This window comes from Xylanimonas protaetiae, assembly GCF_004135385.1.
Taxonomy (GTDB): Bacteria; Actinomycetota; Actinomycetes; order Actinomycetales; family Cellulomonadaceae; genus Xylanimonas; species Xylanimonas protaetiae.
This window is the reverse complement of sequence record NZ_CP035493.1, coordinates 3,397,107-3,419,025: the sequence shown is the minus strand read 5'-3', so window position 1 is coordinate 3,419,025 and position 21,919 is coordinate 3,397,107. Positions and strand designations below refer to the sequence as shown.

The following is a 21,919-nucleotide window of genomic DNA, read 5'->3' as shown; positions in this document are numbered from 1 at the left end:
GGCATGACCACGACGCCCCCGGTGCTGCGCCGCGCCACCCAGCTCCTCCTCGGCCTGCTCGGATACGCCCTGTCGATGGCGCTCATGCTCCACTCGGGCCAGGGCGGCATGCCGTGGGACGTGCTCCACCAGGGCGTGGTCCGCCGCACCGGGCTGCCGTTCGGCGGCGTCGTCGTCGCGGCGAGCGTGCTCGTGCTGCTGGCGTGGATCCCGCTGCGGCAGCGGCCGGGCGTCGGCACGATCGCCAACGTCGTCGTCATCGGCGTGAGCGTGGACCCGTTCCTCGCGCTGCTCGACCGGGCGCTGCCGCACCCGGGCGTCGCCGTCCAGGTGGCGCTGGCGCTGGCGGGCATCGCCGTCAACGGCGTAGCGACGGCGGTCTACCTCGGCTCCCGCCTGGGCCCCGGGCCGCGCGACGGGCTCATGACGGGGCTGGTGGCCCGCACGGGCCGGCCGGTGCGCGTCGTCAAGACGGCGATCGAGGTCGCCGTGGTGCTGGCCGGCTGGGCGCTGGGCGGGACGTTCGGCTGGGCGACGGTCGCGTACGCGCTGGGCGTCGGCCCGGTGGTCCAGCTCGCGGCCCGCCGCCTGGCACCGGCGCTGGCGGGCGCGGCCACGCCGGCGCGCACGGCGTCGCTGGCGGGCGCCGGAGAGCCGGAGCCGATCGGAACGTGGGCCCGGGATCGGAACGTGCCTGTCGTCGCACGTTCCGATCCCGGAGACACGTTCTGATCGGCTCGGAGGGGTCCGGTCAGCTCGGGCGCTTCGTCGGGTTCGTCTTCTGCGTCATCGACGCGTCGCGCTCGACGACGTCGCCGAGGGCCTCGTCGATCTTCGCCATGAGCTCGGCCGGGATCGTCACGCCCGACGCCTTGACGTTCTCGCGGACCTGCTCCGGGCGCGAGGCGCCGACGAGGGCCGCGGCCACGTTGTCGTTCTGGAGCACCCAGGCGACGGCGAGCTGCGCCATCGTGATGCCGAGCTCGTCGGCCACGGGGCGCAGGTTCTGCACGCGCGCGAGCACGTCGTCGTTCATGAAGCGGGCGATCATGTTCGCCCCGCCCTTCGCGTCGGTCGCGCGCGACCCGGCGGGCGCCGGCTGACCCGGCACGTACTTGCCGGTGAGCACGCCCTGCGCGACGGGCGACCAGACGATCTGCGAGAGCCCCTGCTCCTTCGACGCGGGCACGACCTCGTCCTCGATGACGCGCCACAGCATCGAGTACTGCGGCTGCGAGGAGATGAGCGAGAAGCCCAGGTCCTTGGCCAGGTCCTGGCCCTGGCGGATCTGGTCGGCGGTCCACTCGGAGACCCCGATGTACAGCGCCTTGCCCTGGCGGACGACGTCGGCGAACGCCTGCATCGTCTCCTCGAGCGGCGTCTCGTGGTCGAAGCGGTGGGCCTGGTACAGGTCGACGTAGTCCATGCCGAGGCGCGTCAGCGAGCCGTCGATGGACTCCATGATGTGCTTGCGCGACAGGCCGGAGTCGTTGGCGCCGCCCGGCCCCGTCGTCCAGTAGACCTTCGTGAACACCTCGAGCGAGGCCCGGCGCTGACCCTTGAGCGCCGCGCCGAGCACCGACTCGGCAGCCCCGTTCGCGTAGACGTCCGCGGTGTCGAACGAGGTGATCCCGGCGTCGAGAGCGGCGTGGACGCACGCCGTGGCGACGTCGTTCTCGACCTGAGAGCCGTGCGTGAGCCAGTTGCCGTAGGTGATCTCCGTGATCTTCAGACCACTGTTGCCGAGGTACCGGTAGTTGACCATGCGATCACCCTAACGGCACGGCTCGAATCGCTTCGACCCGAAGCGACCCGCGAGGCGCTCACTCGGGCCAGACGCCGTGCTTCTTGTACGTCGGGCGCGGGATGCGCGAGCGGCGGATCTGGAAGGCACGCATGACGGCGTACATCGCCGTACCCTTCTCGACCGTCCCGAACTTGGCCTTGAGCTTGCGCTTGAGCCGGAACCAGAGCACGACGCCGTCCGCCACGGCGACCAGCACCACGACGTACAGCGCGACGAGCACGAGGAACGCGGCCGCCTCGCCGAACTGGATCACGACGAAGTTGAGCACGATGAACGCGAACGCCACGGGGAGGAAGAACTCGCCGAGGTTCCACCGCGCGTCGACCCAGTCGCGCACGTAGCGACGCTGCGCACCCTTGTCGCGCGCCGGCAGGTAGCGCTCCTCGCCGCGCTGCATGCCCTCGTAGGACCGGGCCCGGCTCTCCTTCTGGCGCGAGCGGGCGTCGCGCTGGGCGGCGCGGCGGTCGGCGGGCACCAGGGGTCGCTTGTTGGCGGCCTCGGACACGGAGCGCTTCGGCGTCGGCCGGCCCTTGCCGGCGGCGCCGGCCTGCTCGATCTCGGCAGCCTGGGCGACAGGGTCGGTCGAGGCGGGGGGCGCGGGCTTGTTGCGGGAGAACACCCGAGAAGTCTAGTCGGCCATCGCCCAGGTCTGGCCCGCCGGGTCCGGGTAGCGTGGCCGCGTGACCGCCGAGAACACCACCCCCGCCTCCGCCCCGGACGACACCGTCGTCGAGACCCTCCGCGCCGTCGTCGACGAGCAGTTCCCCGCCCTCCAGGCGGACCTCGTCTCGCTCGTGCGCATCCCGAGCATCGCGATGGCCGCGTTCGATCAGGCGCACGTCGAGGCGTCCGCCCAGGCGGTGGCCGACCTGCTGCGCGGCGCGGGCCTGCCCGAGGTGCAGGTCCTGCGCTCGCCGCGCCCCGACGGCGAGCCTGGCGCCCCCGCCGTCGTCGCACGCCGCCCCGCCCCCGAGGGTGCGCCGACCGTGCTGCTCTACGCGCACCACGACGTGCAGCCCGTGGGCGAGGGCTGGGAGACCGACCCGTTCGAGCCCGTCCAGGTGGGCGAGCGGCTGTTCGGCCGCGGGGCTGCCGACGACAAGGCGGGCGTCGTCGCGCACCTCGGCGCGCTGCGCGCGCTGACCGCCTCGGGCCTCCTGCCCGAGGTCGGCGTCACCGTCTTCGTCGAGGGCGAGGAGGAGGACGGCTCGCCCTCGTTCCGCGCGTTCCTCGAGGAGCACCGCGAGCTCCTCGCCGCCGACGTCATCGTCGTCGCCGACTCCTCCAACTGGAAGGTCGGCGTCCCGGCCCTCACGACGTCGCTGCGCGGCCTCGTCGACGGGTTCGTCGAGGTCCAGGTGCTCGACCACGCCGTGCACTCGGGCATGTTCGGCGGCCCGGTGCTCGACGCCCTGACGCTCCTCTCCCGCCTGGTCGCCACGCTGCACGACGACGCCGGTGACGTCGCCGTCGCGGGTCTCGTGCACGCGCCCGAGCCGGGCGTCGAGTACGACGAGGCCGCCTTCCGCGAGGAGTCCTCGGTGCTCGACGGCGTCGCGCTCGCGGGCACCGGCTCCCTCGCCGCGCGCATGTGGACCAAGCCCGCGCTGTCGGTCATCGGCATCGACGCGACGCCGGTCGCGCACGCGTCCAACACCATCACGCCGAGCGCGCGGGCCAAGCTCTCGCTGCGCCTGGCCCCGGGCCAGGACCCGGCCGCCGCCGCGGCCGCGCTCGAGGCGCACCTGCTGGCGAACGCGCCCTTCGGCACGAAGGTCACGTGGACCACCAAGGAGCAGGGCAAGCCGTTCCTGGCCCCGGCGGACTCTCCGGCCATGCGCGCGGCCCGCGCGGCCTTCGCCGCGTCGTGGGGCACCGACGCCGTCGACACCGGCATCGGCGGCTCGATCCCGTTCATCGCCGACCTGCTCGAGGTGTTCCCGCAGGCCGCGATCCTCGTGACGGGCGTCGAGGACCCGGACTCGCGCGCGCACGGCGCCAACGAGTCCGTGCACCTCGGCGAGCTGAAGAAGGTCGTCGTCGCCGAGGCGCTGCTGCTCACGCAGGTGGCCGCGACGCTCTGAGCACCGCGCGGTGGCCGGGCCCACCAGGCCCGGCCACCCGGAGCCGTCAGCGAGGGGCCACGTCCACGGCCCGCGCCCACGCCGCGACCTCCGCGGGCAGCGCGGGCGAGGCGGCGGGGGCGTCGTCGCCGAGCAGCGCGACGACGTCGTGCGGCGCGATGCGGGCCCCGTCGCGCGACAGGAACCGCCCGGCGATCCACGCGGTGGCGCACAGGTCCGCGCCGCGGTGGAACACCTGCTCGAGGTAGACGACGCGCTCGTCCCACCCGAGCACGCGCGAGGTGATGCGGAAGCGCTCGCCGAGCTGGAGCGAGCGCCGGTACTTCACGGTCGACGCCGCGACGACGGGGTACCAGCGCTTCGCGTTCAGCCGGTGCATCCCGCCGAGGTCGGCGATGTAGTTCCACCGCGCGACGTCGGCCATCTGCAGGTACGTGCCGTTGTTGACGTGCCAGAGGATGTCCAGGTCGCCGACGTTGACGCGCATGTCGGTCACGGACGGGTCGAGCACGCCCCGCCCCGGCACGGGCCTGCGCGGGCGGAACGTCTTCCAGGCGAGCTGCAGCACACGAGTCATCCGCCGCACGCTAGACCTGCGACGCGCGGTACTAGGTATCGGTCTCAGAGACCGTCGTCGACGTCCGTCGTCGACTCGTGCGCGAGCAGCCGCCGCACCGCCTGCGCGACCTGCGGCGACTCGAGGCGCGCGACCAGGTGCAGGGCCATGTCGATCCCGGCGGTCACGCCCGCCGAGGTGACGACGTCGCCGTCGTCGACGAACCGCGCCTCCGTGTCGACGACGACGGACGGGTCGATGGCCACGAGCTCGTCGTAGTGCTCGTGGTGCGTCGTCACGGGCCGCCCCGCGAGCAGCCCCGCGGCCGCGAGCACCAGGGCGCCCGTGCACACGCTCGCCAGGAGCGGCGTGGTGGTCCGTGCCGTGCGCAGCCACGCCAGGTACGCGGGGTCGGCGACGAGCGCCGAGGTGCCGACGCCACCCGGGTGCACCAGCAGGTGCAGCGGGCCGACGTCGTCGCGCGCGCCGCTGGGCACGAGCCGCAGCCCGTGCGCGAGGCGCACCCCGCCGCCGTCGTGGGAGAACGTGCTCACGGTCGGCTGGAGCGCGGAGTGCGCCGCCCACGCCGAGAGCACGCTGAACGGTCCGACGACGTCGAGCTCGTCGGCGCCGTCGAACACGACGATCCCGACGTGGGGGCCGGCGCTCGTGGTCACTGAGCCATCGTCGTGCCACGATCGGCCTCGTGCATGTGCTGCTGCTCGCCGCCGACGCGCGGCTGGCCGGTGACCTGGCCGCCGCCTGGGCGACCGCGGCGGCCGGGTCGGTCGGCCCCGCGGTCCTGCCGGCGCGGTCGGCCGCGCCGGCCCCGTCCGGCGTCTTCGTGCCCGTCTCCGCCCTCGGCCTGTCCAGGCGCCCGTCCGCCGCATCGGAGGAGGAGCGGCTGCGCGCGCTCGTGGCGGACGCGGACGTCGTCGTCGTGCACGTGGACGTGCTGGACGCGCCGGCGTTGCACGAGGGCCCGCTGCCGCTCGTCGCGCGGGTCGCGGGGGAGCGGGCGCTGCCCGTCGTCGTGCTGGCGGGGCGGGCCGAGGCAAGCCGTCGGGAGTGGTCTGCGGCCGGCGTCAGCGGCGTCCACGAGGTCGGGGAGGAGCCCGGTGACCGGGCGACGGCAGTGGCCCGCGCGGGCCGAACCTGGGCGCCCTCCTGGCCGCGGACGTGATCGCGGCCCCACCGAGGGCATTTTCGTGCGTAACATCGGGAAGAGCGAGAACCATCCCGTCGTTGGAGGAAGCATGACCGACACTCTCGAGACCGCCACGCACGGCGTGGTCCTGACCGACGTCGCCGCCGACAAGGTCCGCAGCCTCCTGGAGCAGGAGGGCCGCGACGACCTTCGCCTGCGCGTCGCCGTGCAGCCCGGCGGCTGCTCGGGCCTGATCTACCAGCTGTACTTCGACGAGCGTCTGCTCGACGGCGACGCCGTCGTGGACTTCGACGGCGTCGGCGTCGTGGTCGACAAGATGAGCGTCCCCTACCTCGAGGGCGCCACCGTCGACTTCGCCGACACCATCGAGAAGCAGGGCTTCACGATCGACAACCCGAACGCCGGCTCGTCCTGCGCGTGCGGCGGTTCGTTCGCCTGACATCCCCCGCAGCGGACCTCACGGCCCGGCCACCTCACGGTGGCCGGGCCGTCGTCGTCCCGGGGCCTTTGCGCGGGTTCCCGCGCTCGCGTGGAGTTGGTCACAGGCGTGCGGACGCGCGGAGCGCGTCCGTCAGCACGCGGCCCGACGACGACGAACGGCGACCGACGATCTGACACTCTCGCTGGCGGTGTCGTGACCAGCGCGAACGTCACCCCTCGGGCGTGCTCGAGGAGCGGTGCGGGAGCGGTGGGCGCGCTAGGCTGCCCCATATCGAGGACGAGAAGGACCCGCAACTGTTCTGTCGCGCGCTGCGTCGTTTTGCTGACGCGCGGTGACCGGGGCAGGACGCGGGTCGTGACGTGAAAGGCCTCCCTTGCAGTCGAAGCCCCCTACCCGCGCCACGCGGGCCATCCTGCGCGCGACGGCCGTTGCCGGCGCGGTCGCTGTGCTGGCCTCTGGCTGCGCGAGCGACACCGTCAAGCGCGGATACCTGCCCGGATATGCCGACGGGGAGGTGACCAACCACACCGAAGGCATCGCCAGCCTCTGGGTGGGCTCCTGGGTCGCCGCCCTCGCCGTCGGCGTCATCACCTGGGGTCTGATGCTGTGGTGCGTCGCCGCGTACCGCAAGCGTCGTGACGACCACCAGCTCCCGGTGCAGACGCGCTACCACGTGCCGCTCGAGCTCATGTACGTGATCGTGCCCCTGGCGATGGTCCTCGTGCTCTTCCACCACACCGACCGCGTGATGACGGACGTCACCGCGGTCTCGGGCGACGCCGACGTGCACGTCCAGGTGATCGGCAAGCAGTGGAGCTGGGACTTCAACTACCTGGACGACGACGTCTACGACACGGGCCAGCACCTGAACGACGTCGGCGGCCAGACGGCCGCGGACGAGGTCGACGGCGCGCCCGGCACGTCGAAGGCGCTGCCCACCCTCTACCTGCCGGTGGGGGAGAGCGTCGAGTTCACGCTCGACTCGCGCGACGTCATCCACTCGTTCTGGATCCCGGCGTTCCTCTACAAGGAGGACATGATCCCGGGCCGCACCAACACGTTCGAGGTCACGCCCGAGCGTGAGGGCACCTACGCGGGCAAGTGCGCCGAGCTCTGCGGCGAGTTCCACTCCGGGATGCTCTTCAACGTCAAGGTCGTCTCCCGCGACGAGTACGACGCCCACATGGACGCCCTGCGCGACGCCGGCCAGACCGGCGAGCTCGGCCTCGACCTCAACCGCCACCAGGAGGCCCCGGCCTCCGCCGAGACCGAGGAGGGCGCGCACTGATGACCGCGACCACCCACGGCGCCGAGCTGGTCCCGGGCCTCGCGCCCCGGCGCCAGAACCTCGGCCGCACGGTGATCAAGTGGATCACCTCGACCGACCACAAGACGATCGGGTACATGTACCTGATCACGTCGGTGATCTGGTTCTGCATCGGCGGCGTGCTCGCCCTGCTCATCCGTGCCGAGCTCTTCGAGCCCGGCATCCAGATCGTGCAGAGCAAGGAGCAGTACAACCAGCTCTTCACGATGCACGGCACGATCATGCTGCTGCTCTTCGCGACGCCGCTGTTCGCGGGCTTCGCGAACATCATCATGCCGCTGCAGATCGGCGCCCCCGACGTCGCGTTCCCGCGGCTGAACATGTTCGCGTTCTGGCTGTTCTTCTTCGGTGGCGCGATCGCCGGCGCCGGGTTCTTCACGCCGCAGGGCGCTGCCTCGTTCGGCTGGTTCGCCTACGCGCCGCTGTCGAACACGACGTTCAGCCCGGGCCTCGGCGGTGACCTGTGGGTCTTCGGCCTCGCGCTCGGTGGCTTCGGCACCATCCTCGGTGCCGTCAACTTCATCACCACGATCATCACGATGCGCGCGCCCGGCATGACGATGTTCCGCATGCCGATCTTCACCTGGAACACGCTCATCACGAGCCTCCTGGTGCTGATGGCCTTCCCGCCGCTGGCCGCCGCGCTCTTCGCGCTCGGCGCGGACCGCCGCCTCGGCGCGCAGGTGTTCAACCCGGACAACGGCGGCGCCATCCTGTGGCAGCACCTGTTCTGGTTCTTCGGCCACCCCGAGGTGTACATCATCGCGCTGCCGTTCTTCGGCATCGTGTCGGAGATCCTGCCGGTGTTCAGCCGCAAGCCGATCTTCGGCTACAAGGGCCTGATCTACGCGACGATCTCGATCGCCGCCCTGTCGGTCACCGTGTGGGCCCACCACATGTACGTGACCGGTGCGATCACGTTGCCGTTCTTCTCGTTCATGACGATGCTCATCGCGGTCCCGACCGGTGTGAAGTTCTTCAACTGGATCGGCACGATGTGGCGCGGGAAGCTCACGTTCGAGACGCCCATGCTGTGGTCGATCGGCTTCCTCGTGACCTTCCTCTTCGGCGGTCTGACGGGCGTCATCCTGTCGAGCCCCGCGCTGGACTTCCAGGTCTCCGACACCTACTTCGTCGTCGCCCACTTCCACTACGTGGTGTTCGGCACGGTCGTGTTCGCGATGTTCGCCGGCTTCTACTTCTGGTGGCCCAAGTTCACGGGCCGCATGCTCGACGAGCGCCTGGGCAAGTGGCACTTCTGGCTGCTGTTCATCGGCTTCCACACGACGTTCCTCATCCAGCACTGGCTGGGCGTCATCGGCATGCCGCGTCGCTACGCGGACTACATGCCGGAAGAGGGCTTCACCTGGATGAACCAGGTGTCGACCGTCGGATCGTTCATCCTCGGTGCCTCCCTGCTGCCGTTCTTCTGGAACGTGTACACGACGTGGCGTCGCGCCCCGCTCGTGACCGTCGACGACCCGTGGGGCTACGGCCGCTCGCTCGAGTGGGCCACCTCGTGCCCGCCGCCGCGCCACAACTTCACCTCGCTGCCGCGCATCCGCTCCGAGTCGCCGGCGTTCGACCTGCACCACCCGGAGGTCGCCGCGATGGAGCACCCCGAGCTGTACCCGCAGTACGCGGGTGCCGCCACCACGACGATCGAGGAGTCCGGGAAGTGAAGATCGAGACCAAGCTCTTCCTGTACCTGGCACCCTTCTTCGTCATCGTCGGGGTCGTCTACGGCTTCATGACGCACTGGCAGGAGCCGGTCGGCTTCCTCGGGATGCCGCTGCTCGGCGGCCTGGTGGCCATGGTGGGCGCGTACCTCGCGCTGACCGCGCGCCGCATCGACCCGCGTCCGGAGGACGACGAGCACGGCGAGATCGCCGACGGCGCCGGCGACCAGGGCGTGTTTGCCCCCTGGTCGTGGTGGCCGCTGGTCATCGGTGCCGCTGCCGCACTGGCCTTCCTCGGCCTCGCCGTGGGCTGGTGGGTGCTGTACTTCGGCTTCGTGCTCGGCGTCATCGGCCTGGTCGGCTGGGTGTTCGAGTTCAGCCGCGGCCAGCACGCGCACTGACCGCACGACTCCGCGGCCGGCGCCCGCCACGAGGCGACGCCGCGGCCCGGCGCCACGAGCCGACATGAAGGCCCGCTCCCTCAGGGAGCGGGCCTTCATGCTTTGCTCTCTCAGGCGCGACCGGGTCCGCCGCATCGCACCGCACCGCGCCCGTCCACCCAGCCTTGGCGTTGCTGTCCTCGCCGGGTGCGGCCCGTTCCTGGCGCTCGGGCGAGTGGGCCTGACCGGCCCCGCCGGGGCCCCCGCCACGGCCGCCGAGCGGCCGCCACGGGCAGCGCACAGGCCCCCTGCGGCGGCCTTCCCCACCGTGGGGCCGACGACGGTGAACCTGGTTGGCTGTGAAACCTGGGCAGAGACGCACGAACGCCCCTGGTGCCGGGCAGGCGCCAGGGGCGTTCGTGCGTTCGGGGTCAGAGCGACGGGACGATGAGCCCAGCCGTCTGCGACTTCGCGCGGGCGAGGCGGGCGTCCGCGTCGGCCCAGTTCACGACGTTCCACCACGCGGAGACGTAGTCGGCACGCACGTTCTGGTAGTCGAGGTAGTACGCGTGCTCCCAGCAGTCGAGCAGCACGATCGGCACGAGGCCGAGCGCGATGTTGCCCTGCTGGTCGTACAGCTGCACGATGATGAGCTTCTGGCCGATCGAGTCCCAGGCGAGGATGGCCCAGCCGGAGCCCTGCACGCCCGCGGCGACGGCCGCGAAGTGCGCCTTGAACTTCTCGAACGAGCCGAAGTCCGCGTCGATCGCCGCGGCGATGTCACCGGTCGGCTCGCCGCCGCCCTCGGGGGAGAGGTTGGTCCAGAACGCCGAGTGGTTGACGTGCCCGCCGAGGTTGAACGCGAGGTTCTTCTCGTGCAGGTTCACGGCGGCCAGGTCGCCCTTGTCGCGGGCCTCGGCGAGCTTCTCGAGAGCCGTGTTGGCGCCGGTCACGTAGGCGGCGTGGTGCTTGGAGTGGTGCAGCTCCATGATCCGCCCCGAGATGTGGGGCTCGAGGGCCGCGTAGTCGTAGCTCAGGTCAGGGAGCGTGTAGACAGCCATCAACATCCTCCTGTTGCAGGTCCGGCCGTCGGACGGCGGCCGGTGGGGATAGACGACGACCCGTGCGGTCCTCCGGGTGGAGGGCTGCACGGGCCGTCGTCGTCCGTCAGGTCAGAGCTCAGCGCTCCTGCTCGGTGCGGGTGGCGCCGGCCGGGAGAGCGGCGTGCTCGTCGTGGCTCGCCTCGATCGCGTCGTGCTCGCCGTGCGCGTGCGCGGCCGCCAGCTCGGCGGGCGTGACGGGCTCGACGCGGTCCTCGTAGAAGAACCTCGAGACCTTGTGCCAGATCTTCTCGGAGGCGTAGCCCTTGCGCTTGACGCCGCGGGCGTCGGCCGCCGGGGCCAGCTCGAGGGGCTTGCGGGTCTCGTAGCTGACGCGCAGCCAGCGCTCCTGCTCGTCCAGCGGCGTGTGCACCTCGATGTACTCGCCCGAGGCGAACCGCACGATGCGGCCCGACTCGTGGCCGTGGAGCACCAGCTCGCGATCCTTGCGCTGCAGACCGAGGCAGATGCGTTTGGTCACCCAGAATGCGAACCACGGGCCGAGGAACAGCAGCACGCGGAACACCCACGTGATCGAGTTGATCGACAGGTGGAAGTGCGTCGCGATGAGGTCGTTCGAGCCGGCCAGGGCCAGGATGATGAACGCCGTCAGGAAGGCGACGCCCAGCGCGGTGCGCACCGGGACGTTGCGGGGGCGGTCGAGCACGTGGTGCTCGCGGTGGTCACCGGTGACCTTCGCCTCGAGGAACGGGTAGGTGAGGAGGAAGGTGAACAAGATGCCCGGGATGACCACGGCAGGGATGAGCACGTTGAGCGAGAGCGTGAAGTTGCCCCACGTGACGATCTCGGCCTGACCCGGCATGAGTCGCAGCGAGCCCTCGAGGAACAGCATGTACCAGTCCGGCTGGGCGCCGGCAGACACGGGCGACGGGTCGAACGGGCCGTAGTTCCACACCGAGTTGATCGACAGGGTCGCGCCCATGAGGGCCAGCACGCCGAAGATGAAGAAGAAGTTGCCGCCCATCTTCGCCGCGAACACGGGGAGGGCCGGGACGCCGACGACGTTGCTGTCGGTGCGGCCGCCGCCCGGGTACTGCGTGTGCTTGTGCAGCACCATGAGGAACAGGTGCAGGCCGATGAGGGCGAGGATCAGGCCCGGCACGAGCAGGATGTGCACCGTGAACAGGCGGGCGATGATGTGCTCGCCCGGGAACTCGCCGCCGAAGATGAAGTACGACATGTACGACCCGATGATCGGGATCGACTTGACGACACCGTCGGTGATGCGCAGGCCGTTGCCGGAGAGCACGTCGTCGGGGAGCGAGTAGCCGGAGAAACCGGCCGCGAGGCCGAGGATCATCAGCGTCGCGCCGACGAGCCAGTTGAGCTCGCGCGGCTTGCGGAAGGCGCCGGTGAAGAACACGCGCAGCATGTGCACGACGATCGACGCCATGAAGATCAGCGCGGCCCAGTGGTGGATCTGGCGCATCAGCAGGCCGCCGCGCACCTCGAACGAGAGGTCGAGGGTGGAGGCGAACGCGGCCGACATGAGCTGGCCGTGCAGCTGGGGCAGGTCGCCGTCCCAGCGGACCAGGGCCATCGACGGCTGGAAGAACAGCGCGAGGAAGACGCCCGTGATCAGCAGGACCACGAACGAGAACAGCGCGATCTCGCCGAGCATGAACGACCAGTGCTCCGGAAAGATCTTGCGCGCGAGCTCCTTGACCAGCACACCGATCTTGGTGCGCTGATCAAGGTAGTCGGCCGCCTTGCCCGCCGGCGTGGTCGGTTGCGTGGGCTTCTTCAGGGTCTTCGGGGTCGTGGTCGCGGTGCTCACTTCAGGCGCTCCCAGAAGCTCGGGCCGATCGGCTCGGAAAAGTCGTCCTCAGCGACAAGGTACCCCTCGTCGTCGACGGTGATGGGCAGCTGCGGGAGCGGACGCCTGGCCGGGCCGAAGACCACCTTGGCGCCGTCGGCGATGTCGAACGTCGACTGGTGGCACGGGCACAGCAGGTGGTGCGTCTGCTGCTCGTACAGCGCGACGGGGCAGCCGACGTGGGTGCAGACCTTCGAGTACGCCACGATGCCCTCGTAGGAGGCGCCCTCGCGCTGCTCGGAGCGGATGTCCTCCGGGTTGAGGCGGACGAGCAGGACGATCGCCTTGGCCTTCTCGGTGATCCACTCCTCGGTCTCGCGCTCCTCGGCCGGGACGTCCGGGATGATGTGCGCGATCGAGCCGACGGTGAGGTCGGAGGCCTTGAGCGGACGCCCGTCGGGGTCCGTCGCGAGACGCACGCCCTTCTTCCACAGCGTGTGGCGGAACTTGCCGACGTTCCAGTCGTTGCCCACCGAGCTGATCAGCGGCACGGCCACCGTCAGCGGGAAGAGCGCGAGCGCGCCGACCGCGGCACCCTTGAGCACGCCGCGGCGGGCGAGGCCCGCGTCCTCGACGCCCTGCTGGAGGGCGACGACGGCGACCTCGCGAACCTCGGGGGACGAGGGGGTGGGGTGACGCTCGTCGATGTACTCGTGGTTCGACATGAGGGTCTTGGCCCAGTGGATCGCCGCGACCCCGATGCCCAGGAGCGAGACGGCCATGGCGACGCCGAGGAGCACCGTGGACAGGCGCACGCCCTCGGTGGTGCCGTCCGGACGGACCGCGAAGTACGCGACGAGGGTGCCGAGGGTGCCGAGCGCGGAGAGCACGAAGAGGATCGTGATGATCCGCTCGCTGCGCTTGGCGGCCTTCGGGTCGGTGTCCGTCAGGCGCGGCTTGTGCTCCGGGACGCCGGGGTCCGGGAAGCGGTCGGCGTGGACCAGCTCGCCGGCGGTGTGCGCGCCGACCTCGGTCGACGTGGGGTGGTTCTTGCTCTCGCTCACGAGGACTTCGCTCCGATCCAGACGGCGCCGCCGATCATGACGGCCAGGCCCAGCACCCACGCCCAGAGGCCCTCGGCCACCGGGCCGAGACCGCCGAGCGGGTTGCCGCCGGCGGTGCCCTTGTCCTGCTCGGCGAGGAAGGCGATGATGTCGCGCTTGCCGTCGGGGGTGATGGTGGCGTCGTTGAACACCGGCATCGACTGCGGGCCCGTCAGCATGGCCTGGTAGATGTTCCGGTCCGACGTCGCCAGCAGCGACGGGGCGAACTTGCCCTGGGAGAGGGCACCGCCCGCGCCGACGGCGTTGTGGCACATCGCGCAGTTCGTGCGGAACAGGGCCATGCCGTTCGCGGGGTCGCCCTTCGTGGCGTCGACCTGCTGGTCCGTCGGGATCGCGGGGCCGGCGCCGAGCGACGCGACGTAGGCGGCGAGCGCGGCCGTCTGCTCCTCGTCCATCTGGCGGGGCTTGGCGATGGCCTGCGGGCCGTCCATCTGCATCGGCATGCGGCCGGTGGACACCTGGAAGTCCACGGCTGCGGCGCCGACGCCGACGAGCGACGGCGCCACCTCGGTGCCCTCGGCGCTGGGGCCGTGGCAGGTGGCGCAGTTCGCCTGGAACAGCTTCTGGCCGGTCTCGATGTCCGCGGTGCTGGCAGTCGCGGCTTCCGCCGGACTGGGCGCGAAGGCGGCGTACACGCCGCCCGTCACCAGCAGCGCCAGCAGCAGCAGCACGACCGGGGCGGCCCGGTGGTGCCGGCGGGCGGCGAGTGCCTTCACGAAAGTGACCTCGTCTCGTGGCTCGGGTGGGGTGGTCTGGGGGTGGTGTCCTGGTGCGTCACTGGAGCAGGTAGATGACACCGAAGAGCGCGATCCAGACGACGTCGACGAAGTGCCAGTAGTACGACGTCACGATCGCGGTGGTGGCCTCGTGGTGGCCGAAGCGCCGGGCCGCGAAGGAGCGGCCGAGCAGGAAGAGGAAGGCGATGAGGCCGCCGACGACGTGCAGGCCGTGGAAGCCGGTCGTCAGGTAGAACACGGAGCCGTACGGGCTCGACGAGATCGTCAGCCCCTCCTGGACGAGAGAGGCGTACTCGAAGATCTGGCCGCCGATGAAGAAGGCGCCCATGAGGTACGTCAGCGTCATCCACTCGTGCATGCCCCACTTGGTGAACTGCCACAGCGAGCCCGAGCGGACCGGGCGGAAGCGCTCGGCGGCGAGCACGCCCATCTGGCAGGTGGCGGAGGACAGCACCAGGACGGTGGTGTTGAGGAGCGCGAAGGGGACGTTCAGGCGCTCGGTCTGCGCGGCCCACTCGGCGGGGTCCATCACGGAGCGGACCGTGAAGTACATCGCGAAGAGACCGGCGAAGAACATCAGCTCGGAGGCGAGCCAGACGATGGTCCCGACCGACACGGGGTTCGGTCGGTTGACGCTCACGTGCTGGTGAGCAGTCGGGGCAGCAGCCGTTGCGGTCGTGGACACGGTGTCATTATTGCCGACCCGGACACACTTCTGGCCACGCCAAACGGCACCTCAGCGGCTGAAGTCCGCGGAAATCCGCGGTTTTTCGCCGAAGTGCTCGCGCTTGCTGACGATCGATGGGAGAGTGCCACGAAAAGACCACGTTTCGCTGGTTCTCGTCGTGACGCTGCTGTGCCACGATGCCAGCAAAACGGGGGGAAGAACGGCCGCCGGGCGCGCTTCGTCGCACGTGGTGGCCCCGACTTGGAGGCAGGACGCAATGACGGGTGCTGAGCCGCAGCCCACCGGGCCTCGGATCCTTCTGTACAGCGACGACCGCACCGTGCGCGAGCAGGTGCGGCTCGCGGTCGGACCGCGCCTGCGCGCGCACGCCCCGGCGATCGACTGGCAGGAGGTGGCGACCGCCGCGGCCGTCGTCAAGGCCGCCGACACCGAGCGCTGGGACCTCGTGGTGCTCGACGGTGAGGCGGACAAGGCCGGCGGCATGGGCCTGGCCCGCCAGCTCAAGAACGAGATCTACGAGTGCCCGCCCGTGCTCGTGCTCACGGGACGCGCCGAGGACGCGTGGCTCGCGTCCTGGTCCCTCGCCGACGCCGTCGTGCCGCGCCCGCTCGACGCCGTGAGCGTGCAGGGCACCGTCGCCGGGCTGCTCGCGGGAGCCCGCGCCTGACCGGGGGGCGCTGACCTGGACACCGACGGCGGCGCTGCCGCACGACCCGGTAGCGTTCGCCATGCCCGCGCGAGCGCACGCGCTGCGTGCGGGTCTCTGCCCGACACGAGCGAAGGACACGCGTTGACCCAGCCTGCCGTCGACCCCGCACCCGCGACCGACCCCACGCTGGCGTGGCCGTTCGTCCTCAACCAGCTGGTGGCTCGCCAGGACCTCACGGCGGCGCAGACCGCCTGGGCGATGGACCAGGTCATGTCGGGCGAGGTCTCCCCGCCGCGCCTGGCCGGGTTCCTCATGGGCCTGCGCTCCAAGGGCGAGACGGTCGACGAGCTCGCCGGGCTCGCCACGGCCATGCTCGACCACGCCACGCGCATCGAGGTGCCCGGCCGCACGGTCGACCTCGTGGGCACGGGCGGCGACCGCGCCCACACCGTGAACATCTCGACCATGGCCGCGATCGCCGTCGCGGGCGCCGGGCTGCGCGTGGTCAAGCACGGCAACCGCGCCGCGACGTCGGCGTCCGGCTCGGCCGACGTGCTCGAGGCGCTCGGCATCCGCCTCGACCACACACCGGCGCGCGTCGCCGAGATCGCCGCCGAGGCCGGGATCACCTTCTGCTTCGCGACGGTGTTCCACCCGTCGATGCGGCACGCCGGCGTGGCCCGCAAGGAGCTCGCCGTCCCGACGGCGTTCAACTTCCTGGGCCCGCTGACCAACCCGGCGCTGCCGGGTGCCACCGCCGTCGGCTGCGCCGACCTCCGGATGGCGGGGCTCATGGCCGGCGTGTTCGCCGAGCGCGGCACGTCGGCGCTGGTGTTCCGCGGGGAGGACGGGCTCGACGAGCTCGCCGCCACGGCCGGCACCGCCGTGTGGGAGGTCCGCGACGGCCGGGTCGTCCCGGCGCGTCTCGACGCCGCGGAGGATCTCGGGCTGCAGCGCATCGCGGTCGCCGACCTCAAGGGCGCGGACGCCGCGCACAACGCCCGCGTGGCCCTGGGCGTGCTCGACGGCACCGACCGCGGTCCGGTGCGCGAGACGGTGCTGCTCAACGCGGCCGCCGCGATCGTCGCGGACGGGAGCCTGCCCGGGACCGGCGAGGGCACGCTCACCGAGCGGCTCGCCGCGGGCATCGCGCTGGCCGCGCGCAGCGTCGACGAGGGCCGCGCGTTCGCGGCGCTCGAGCGCTGGCGCGCGGCCTCGGCCTGACGCCGGAGGGCGGCTACTCCAGGCCGAGCGCGAACGCCTGGTCGAGGTCGACGCTCGAGTACGCGCGGAAGGCGATGAGCGTCTCGGTGCGCACCACGCCGGCGACCTTGCTGATGCCGTCGGCGATGACGTCGGCGAGCTCCTCGTGGCTGCGCACGCGCACCATCGCGACGAGGTCGGCCTTGCCGGTCACCGAGTACACCTCGCTGACGCCCTTGAGGTTGACGACCTTGTCGGCGACCTCGGGGATCTTGTTCGGTTCGGTGTCGATCAGGACGATGGCAGTCAGCATGGGTCCACTGTAGTTAGTCGAGCGCCGTCGTGATCTGCGCCCTGACCTCGCCCGAGACACCCGCGAGGTCGGCGTGCGAGAGCGCGGACCGCACGGGGACCGCCCACGGCTCGCTGGTGTGCACCAGCCGGACGCCGGGAGACTCCAGCCAGTCGATGACCAGCGCGGCCTCCTCGGGGTGGCACGCGGGCGCGGGCGGCACCGGCGGGTCGACCGTCTCGGCGGTCGCCCGCAGAGCGGCGACGACGGGCAGCGGGTCATCGTCCGGCCGGGTCACGGCCGTCCCGGCGAGCCGGGCGTGGCGCACCACGACGAGCTCCCACCCGCCTGCGGCCGTCGGACGGGCGGCCACGAGCTCGGCGCACGCGGCCAGCGGGGCGAGGCGCTGGGCGCGTCCAGCGCCCTGGACGTAGGCCCGCAGCCGGCCGGTGACCTGCCCGGCCTCCTCGAACCGCTCCTCGGCGGCGAGGCGGCCGATACGGGCGGCCAGCGCCTCGACCACGGGGGACGGGTCGCCCTGGAGAACCCCGGCGGCGGCCGCGGCGACCGCCGCGTACGCGCCGTCGGGGGCGGCGACGGCGACGCACGGGGCCGAGCAGCGGCCCATGCCGGCGAGCGCGCACGGGCTGCCCGGCGTGCGTGAGACGACCGCGAGGCGCAGCGAGCACTGCCGCAGGGGGAGGGCGTCGTGCAGCGCGTCGACGGCGTCCTGCGCGACGCGCCGCGAGCCGAACGGGCCGATGTGCGGGGCGCCCGCGCGGACCTCGCGCACCACGGACAGGCGGGGGTACGGCTCGTCGGTGAGGCGCACCCACGTGTGCCGCTCAGGGTGCTTGGACCGCCGGTTGTAGCGCGGCTCGTGCTCGGTGATGAGCCGCAGCTCGCGCACGGCGGCCTCGAGCGGCGTCGCGCACACGACGGGCGTGACCTTGTCCGCGATGCGCACCATCTCCGTGATGCGCCGGCGCTTCTCGGCGGCCGTGAAGTACGAGCGCACGCGCTTGCGGATGTTGGTGGACGTGCCGACGTAGAGCACCTCGTCGCCGGGACCCTTGAACAGGTAGACGCCGGGAGCCTCGGGCAGGCCGTCCGCGAGGTGCCGCTTCCTGCGCACGTCCGGCGGCACCGGGTCCGCCGCCGTCGCGAGGTCCTCCAGATGCTGGACACCCATCGTGCCCAGGCGGTCGAACAGGGCGTGGAGCACGTCGACCGTGGCGCGCGCGTCGGCCAGCGCGCGGTGGTCGGGCGTGACCTGGGCGTGGAAGAGGTTCGCGAGCGTCGAGAGCTTGTGGTTGGGTGCCTCGTCCCGCGTGACGACGCGCCGTGCGAGCGGCACGGTGTCGACGACCGGGAAGCCCGGCCACGGGTAGCCGAGCTCCTTCGCGGCGGCCTTGAGGAACCCGACGTCGAAGGGCGCGTTGTGCGCGACGAGCACGCAGCCGTGCGCCCACTCCAGGAAGCTCGGCAGCACCAGGTCGATCGCCGGCGCGGTGGACACCATGGCCGTCGTGATCCCCGTGAGGCGGGCGACGAACGCCGGCACCTCGCGTCCGGGGTTCACGAGCGACTGGAACTCGCCCAGCACCTCGCCGCCGCGCACCTTGACCGCGCCGATCTCGGTGATGCCGCAGTCGCCGGCGCGCGTGCCGGTGGTCTCGAGGTCGACGACGACGAACGTCACGTCCCGCAGCGGGGTGCCCAGGTCCTCGAAGGAGGGCTGCACGGCGCCACCCGGGGGCGGTGGGGTCGCGAGGGTCGTCATGGCCCGCACGCTAGGGCGAGCCTCCGACAAGGACCTGGGCCCGCAGGGCCGGACGGTCAGACGTGCAGCGTCTCCCGGTCCGCCGACGGGGCGTAGATCGTCTCGATCTGGGCGGCGAAGTCGCGCAGCACCTGGGCCCGCTTGAACTTCAGCGACGGGGTCAGGTAGCCGTTCTCGACGGTGAAGTCCGTGTCGAGCACGGTGAACTTGCGGATCGACTCCGCCTTGGAGACGGCCTTGTTGGCCCGCGTGACGGCCTCGTCGAGCGCGGCGAGCACGTCGGGGTCGGTCCGGGCCTCGTCCACCGACATCGCGGGCTTGCCGTGCATCGACAGCCAGCCGGGCAGGCCCTCCGGGTCGAGCGTGACGAGCGCGCCGATGAACGGCCGGTTGTCGCCGACGACGACGCACTGGCTCACCAGGGCGTGCGCCCGCAGCCGGTCCTCGAGGACGGCGGGAGCGACGTTCTTGCCGGCGGCGGTGACGATGATCTCCTTCTTGCGGCCCGTGATGCGCAGGAACCCCTGGTCGTCGAGCGTGCCGAGGTCGCCCGTGCGGAACCAGCCGCCGTCGAACGCCTCCGCCGTGGCCTGCGGGTTGTTGTGGTAGCCGCGGAAGACGTGGTGGCCCTGGAGGAGGATCTCGCCGTCGTCGGCGATGCGGGCGGCGCACCCGGGCAGCTGGAGCCCGACGGACCCGATGCGGATCGCGCTGGGGCGGTTGACGCACGTGGGAGCGGTCGACTCGGTCAGGCCGTAGCCCTCGAGGATCGTCAGCCCGATGCCGCGGTAGAAGTGGCCGAGGCGCTCGCCCAGCGGACCGCCGCCTGAGACTGCGTATCGCGCCTGGCCGCCCAGCGTCGCGCGGAGCTTGGCGTAGACGAGCCTGTCGGCGACCGCGTGCTGGAAGCCGAGCCACGTCGACGGGCCCCCGGCGGCGTCCAGCGCCTGCGACCAGGCGATGGCCGTCGCGGCGGCCCACCGGAAGATCTTGAGCTTGCCGCCCGCCGCGGCCTTCTGCTCGGCGCCGTTGTAGACCTTCTCGAACACGCGAGGCACGGCGAGGATGTACGTCGGCCGGAACCCCCCGAGGTCCTCGACGAGCGACCTGATGTCGGGGGAGTGGCCCAGCACGGTGCCGCTCGTGATCGCGAGGACCTCGATGAAGCGCGCGAAGACGTGCGCCAGCGGCAGGAACAGCAGGGTGCGCCCGCCCGCGGCGCCGAACACCTCCGGCACCTCGACCACGGTGTTCGCCGTGAGGGACGCGAAGTTGCGGTGCGTGAGCTCGGCCCCCTTCGGGCGGCCCGTGGTGCCCGAGGTGTAGATGATCGTCGCCACGTCGTCGAGCGTCGCGAGCGCGCGCCGGCGGGCGATCTCCTCGTCCGGCACCGTCGCCCCGGCCCTGGTCAGCGCGCCGACGGCGTCGTCGTCGATCACGAGCACCTCGCGGCACGCGGGCGCCTGGTCGCGGACCTCGGCCACGGTGGCGGCGTTCTGAGCCGACTCGACCACCGCGACCGTCACGGCCGCGTCGGACAGGATCCACTGCACCTGCTCGGCGCTGGAGGTCTCGTAGATCGGCACGGGGACGGCGCCGGCCGACCAGGCGGCGAAGTCGAGCAGCGTCCACTCGTAGCGCGTGCGCGACATGATGCCCACGCTGTCCCCGGGCTGGACGCCCTTGGCGACGAGGCCCTTGGCGACGGCGACGACCTGCGCGTCGAACTCCCGCACCGTCACCGGCTGCCAGGCGCCGTCGCGCCGGACCTCCGCGAGCACGTCGTCCGGGCCGCGTCGCAGGCGGTCGGAGACGACGTCGTTGAGGTTCGACGCGAGGGGAAGCTCGAGCCGCAGCGGGCTCCGGGTCTCGTCCATGCTGGCTCCAGTGACAGTCGGGCGGTCGTGCGGCGACACGGTACTCCGTCTCACGGCGTCGTGTGACCACCGTCACCGAACTGAGACGAGGTCGGGACGTCGGGGCGTTGCGCCACCGCCCTGGATGTGGCTGGCTAGGCTGTGCCGAGCCCGCCGTCGAGGGCGCGCACCGACCACCCTTCCGCAACGGCGCGACGAGCCGTGAGAACGAACGTGAGGACCCAGCCCATGCACGCGATCGGCGTCGACATCGGTGGCACGAAGATCGCCATCGGCGTCGTGGACGAGGAGGGGCGGATCCTCGCCCAGGTCCGGGTCGAGACGAACCCCGACGACGCGGCGAGCATCGACCGCGCCATCGCCGACGCCTGCAACGAGCTGGCCAAGGAGCACGCCGTCGGCGCGATCGGCGTGGCGGCGGCGGGCTTCGTGAGCTCCGACCGCACCACCATGGCCTTCGCACCGAACATCGACTGGCGCGACTACCCGCTCGGCACCAAGATCGCAGGGCTCGTCGACCTGGACGTGCCCGTCGTCGTCGAGAACGACGCCAACGCCGCCGGGTGGGCCGAGTTCCGGTTCGGCGTCGGGCGCGACGTGAGCGACATGCTCATGCTGACGATCGGGACGGGCCTGGGCGGCGCCGTCGTCGTCGACGGGAACCTGGTGCGCGGGCGCTGGGGCGTCGCGGCCGAGGTCGGCCACATGCGCGTGGTGCCCGGCGGGCACTACTGCGGCTGCGGGCACGAGGGCTGCTGGGAGCAGTACGCCTCGGGCAGCGCGCTGGTGCGCGACGCGAAGGCGGCCGTCGTCGCCCTCCCGCACAAGGCCGGGCGCCTGCTCGAGCTCGCCGGGGGCGACCGCCGCCGGCTCAAGGGGCCGCACGTCACGCAGGCCGCCCAGGAGGGCGACGAGCTCGCCGTCGAGCTGGTCGCCAAGCTGGGCCGCTGGATCGGCGAGGGCGCGGCCTCCGTGGCCGCGCTGCTCGACCCGGAGCTCATCGTCGTCGGCGGCGGCGTGGCCGCGGCGGGCGACCTGCTGCTGGAGCCCGCGCGCGAGGGCTTCGTGTCGCAGCTCTCGGCGCTCGGGCACCGCCCCGTCGCGCGCATCGAGCTGGCCGAGCAGGGCAACGAGGCGGGCATCGTCGGCGCGGCGGACCTCGCGCGCCGCTGAGTGCCCGCGCGCCGCTGAGCACCACCGCGGACCACGGCGGATCGCCGGGCGCGGGCCGGGAGACCGGCCCGCG

General features: G+C 71.9%; 22 protein-coding genes. 10 read left to right on the top strand and 12 right to left on the bottom strand.

The features are described 5' to 3' along the window. Positions 1-3 precede the first annotated feature (3 nt). On the top strand, positions 4-732 hold the full coding sequence (gene yczE / locus ET471_RS15890) for a membrane protein YczE (protein WP_242496324.1): 729 nt from the start codon (positions 4-6) through the stop codon (positions 730-732). Between the two features lie 19 nt (positions 733-751). Here yczE and ET471_RS15885 read toward each other — a convergent pair whose 3' ends face one another. After that, on the bottom strand, positions 752-1,765 hold the full coding sequence (locus ET471_RS15885) for an aldo/keto reductase family protein (RefSeq protein ID WP_129189906.1): 1,014 nt from the start codon (positions 1,763-1,765) through the stop codon (positions 752-754). A 58-nt stretch (positions 1,766-1,823) separates the two neighbouring features. After that, on the bottom strand, positions 1,824-2,426 hold the full coding sequence (locus tag ET471_RS15880; RefSeq protein ID WP_129189904.1) for a DUF3043 domain-containing protein: 603 nt from the start codon (positions 2,424-2,426) through the stop codon (positions 1,824-1,826). Positions 2,427-2,487: 61 nt separating this feature from the next. Between ET471_RS15880 and ET471_RS15875 the strand changes: the two genes are divergently transcribed. Then, positions 2,488-3,891, top strand: a complete 1,404-nt coding sequence (locus ET471_RS15875) for a dipeptidase (RefSeq protein ID WP_129189902.1) — start codon at positions 2,488-2,490, stop codon at positions 3,889-3,891. Positions 3,892-3,937: 46 nt separating this feature from the next. Here the strand turns inward: ET471_RS15875 and ET471_RS15870 are convergent, their stop codons facing one another. Then, positions 3,938-4,468: an acyl-CoA thioesterase gene (locus ET471_RS15870; RefSeq protein WP_129189900.1), complete on the bottom strand. Its 531-nt coding sequence runs from the start codon at positions 4,466-4,468 to the stop codon at positions 3,938-3,940. A 44-nt stretch (positions 4,469-4,512) separates the two neighbouring features. Continuing rightward, complete coding sequence (locus tag ET471_RS15865; RefSeq protein ID WP_129189898.1) at positions 4,513-5,124, bottom strand: DJ-1/PfpI family protein; 612 nt, start codon at positions 5,122-5,124, stop codon at positions 4,513-4,515. Positions 5,125-5,153: 29 nt separating this feature from the next. On the opposite strand from ET471_RS15865, the gene ET471_RS15860 reads away from it, so the two are divergent. The 5 genes from ET471_RS15860 to ET471_RS15840 all read left to right on the top strand — a co-directional run bounded on the left by ET471_RS15860 (position 5,154) and on the right by ET471_RS15840 (position 9,464). Next, positions 5,154-5,630, top strand: coding sequence for a glycerate kinase (locus ET471_RS15860; protein WP_129189896.1), 477 nt, complete (start codon positions 5,154-5,156; stop codon positions 5,628-5,630). A gap of 73 nt (positions 5,631-5,703) precedes the next feature. Next, positions 5,704-6,054, top strand: a complete 351-nt coding sequence (gene erpA, locus ET471_RS15855) for an iron-sulfur cluster insertion protein ErpA (RefSeq protein ID WP_129189894.1) — start codon at positions 5,704-5,706, stop codon at positions 6,052-6,054. Positions 6,055-6,430: 376 nt separating this feature from the next. Further along, the gene (ctaC, locus tag ET471_RS15850) at positions 6,431-7,345 is read left to right on the top strand and encodes an aa3-type cytochrome oxidase subunit II (protein WP_129189892.1); all 915 of its coding nucleotides are present in this window, start codon (positions 6,431-6,433) and stop codon (positions 7,343-7,345) included. Continuing rightward, positions 7,345-9,066, top strand: coding sequence for an aa3-type cytochrome oxidase subunit I (ctaD, locus tag ET471_RS15845; protein ID WP_242496323.1), 1,722 nt, complete (start codon positions 7,345-7,347; stop codon positions 9,064-9,066). The genes ctaC and ctaD overlap by 1 nt, the downstream gene beginning before the upstream one ends. Then, complete coding sequence (locus ET471_RS15840) at positions 9,063-9,464, top strand: cytochrome c oxidase subunit 4 (RefSeq protein WP_129189890.1); 402 nt, start codon at positions 9,063-9,065, stop codon at positions 9,462-9,464. Before ctaD ends, ET471_RS15840 begins: the two co-directional genes overlap by 4 nt. A 410-nt stretch (positions 9,465-9,874) precedes the next feature. Here the strand turns inward: ET471_RS15840 and ET471_RS15835 are convergent, their stop codons facing one another. From ET471_RS15835 to ctaE, 5 genes are all read right to left on the bottom strand, one after another. After that, entirely contained in the window at positions 9,875-10,504 is a 630-nt protein-coding gene (locus ET471_RS15835) for a superoxide dismutase (protein WP_129189888.1), read from the bottom strand. Between the two features lie 118 nt (positions 10,505-10,622). Continuing rightward, a complete protein-coding gene (qcrB, locus tag ET471_RS15830) occupies positions 10,623-12,341 on the bottom strand; it encodes a cytochrome bc1 complex cytochrome b subunit (RefSeq protein WP_425356562.1) in 1,719 nt (572 codons plus the stop codon). Then, positions 12,338-13,384 (bottom strand): cytochrome bc1 complex Rieske iron-sulfur subunit, encoded by a 1,047-nt coding sequence (gene qcrA, locus ET471_RS15825; protein ID WP_129189886.1) that lies wholly within the window; start codon positions 13,382-13,384, stop codon positions 12,338-12,340. Before qcrA ends, qcrB begins: the two co-directional genes overlap by 4 nt. Beyond that, positions 13,381-14,160, bottom strand: a complete 780-nt coding sequence (gene qcrC, locus ET471_RS15820; RefSeq protein ID WP_129189884.1) for a cytochrome bc1 complex diheme cytochrome c subunit — start codon at positions 14,158-14,160, stop codon at positions 13,381-13,383. Before qcrC ends, qcrA begins: the two co-directional genes overlap by 4 nt. A gap of 58 nt (positions 14,161-14,218) precedes the next feature. Beyond that, the gene (gene ctaE / locus ET471_RS15815) at positions 14,219-14,866 is read right to left on the bottom strand and encodes an aa3-type cytochrome oxidase subunit III (RefSeq protein WP_129189882.1); all 648 of its coding nucleotides are present in this window, start codon (positions 14,864-14,866) and stop codon (positions 14,219-14,221) included. A gap of 259 nt (positions 14,867-15,125) precedes the next feature. On the opposite strand from ctaE, the gene ET471_RS15810 reads away from it, so the two are divergent. Next, positions 15,126-15,536: a response regulator transcription factor gene (locus ET471_RS15810; RefSeq protein WP_129189879.1), complete on the top strand. Its 411-nt coding sequence runs from the start codon at positions 15,126-15,128 to the stop codon at positions 15,534-15,536. 123 nt (positions 15,537-15,659) lie between these two features. Next, positions 15,660-16,742 carry an anthranilate phosphoribosyltransferase gene (gene trpD, locus ET471_RS15805; protein WP_129189877.1) on the top strand — a complete coding sequence of 361 codons (1,083 nt, stop codon included), beginning with the start codon at positions 15,660-15,662 and terminating at the stop codon, positions 16,740-16,742. Positions 16,743-16,755: 13 nt separating this feature from the next. Here trpD and ET471_RS15800 read toward each other — a convergent pair whose 3' ends face one another. From ET471_RS15800 to ET471_RS15790, 3 genes are read right to left on the bottom strand one after another with little or no spacing between them, the layout of a single operon-like run. Then, on the bottom strand, positions 16,756-17,034 hold the full coding sequence (locus ET471_RS15800; RefSeq protein ID WP_129189875.1) for an Lrp/AsnC family transcriptional regulator: 279 nt from the start codon (positions 17,032-17,034) through the stop codon (positions 16,756-16,758). A 13-nt stretch (positions 17,035-17,047) separates the two neighbouring features. Beyond that, a complete protein-coding gene (locus ET471_RS15795; RefSeq protein WP_165350518.1) occupies positions 17,048-18,796 on the bottom strand; it encodes a DEDD exonuclease domain-containing protein in 1,749 nt (582 codons plus the stop codon). A 56-nt stretch (positions 18,797-18,852) separates the two neighbouring features. Next, a complete protein-coding gene (locus ET471_RS15790; protein ID WP_129189871.1) occupies positions 18,853-20,673 on the bottom strand; it encodes an AMP-dependent synthetase/ligase in 1,821 nt (606 codons plus the stop codon). Positions 20,674-20,901: 228 nt separating this feature from the next. Here ET471_RS15790 and ET471_RS15785 point away from each other — a divergent pair, with 228 nt between their 5' ends. Beyond that, entirely contained in the window at positions 20,902-21,846 is a 945-nt protein-coding gene (locus ET471_RS15785) for an ROK family glucokinase (protein ID WP_129189869.1), read from the top strand. Positions 21,847-21,919: the final 73 nt, after the last annotated feature.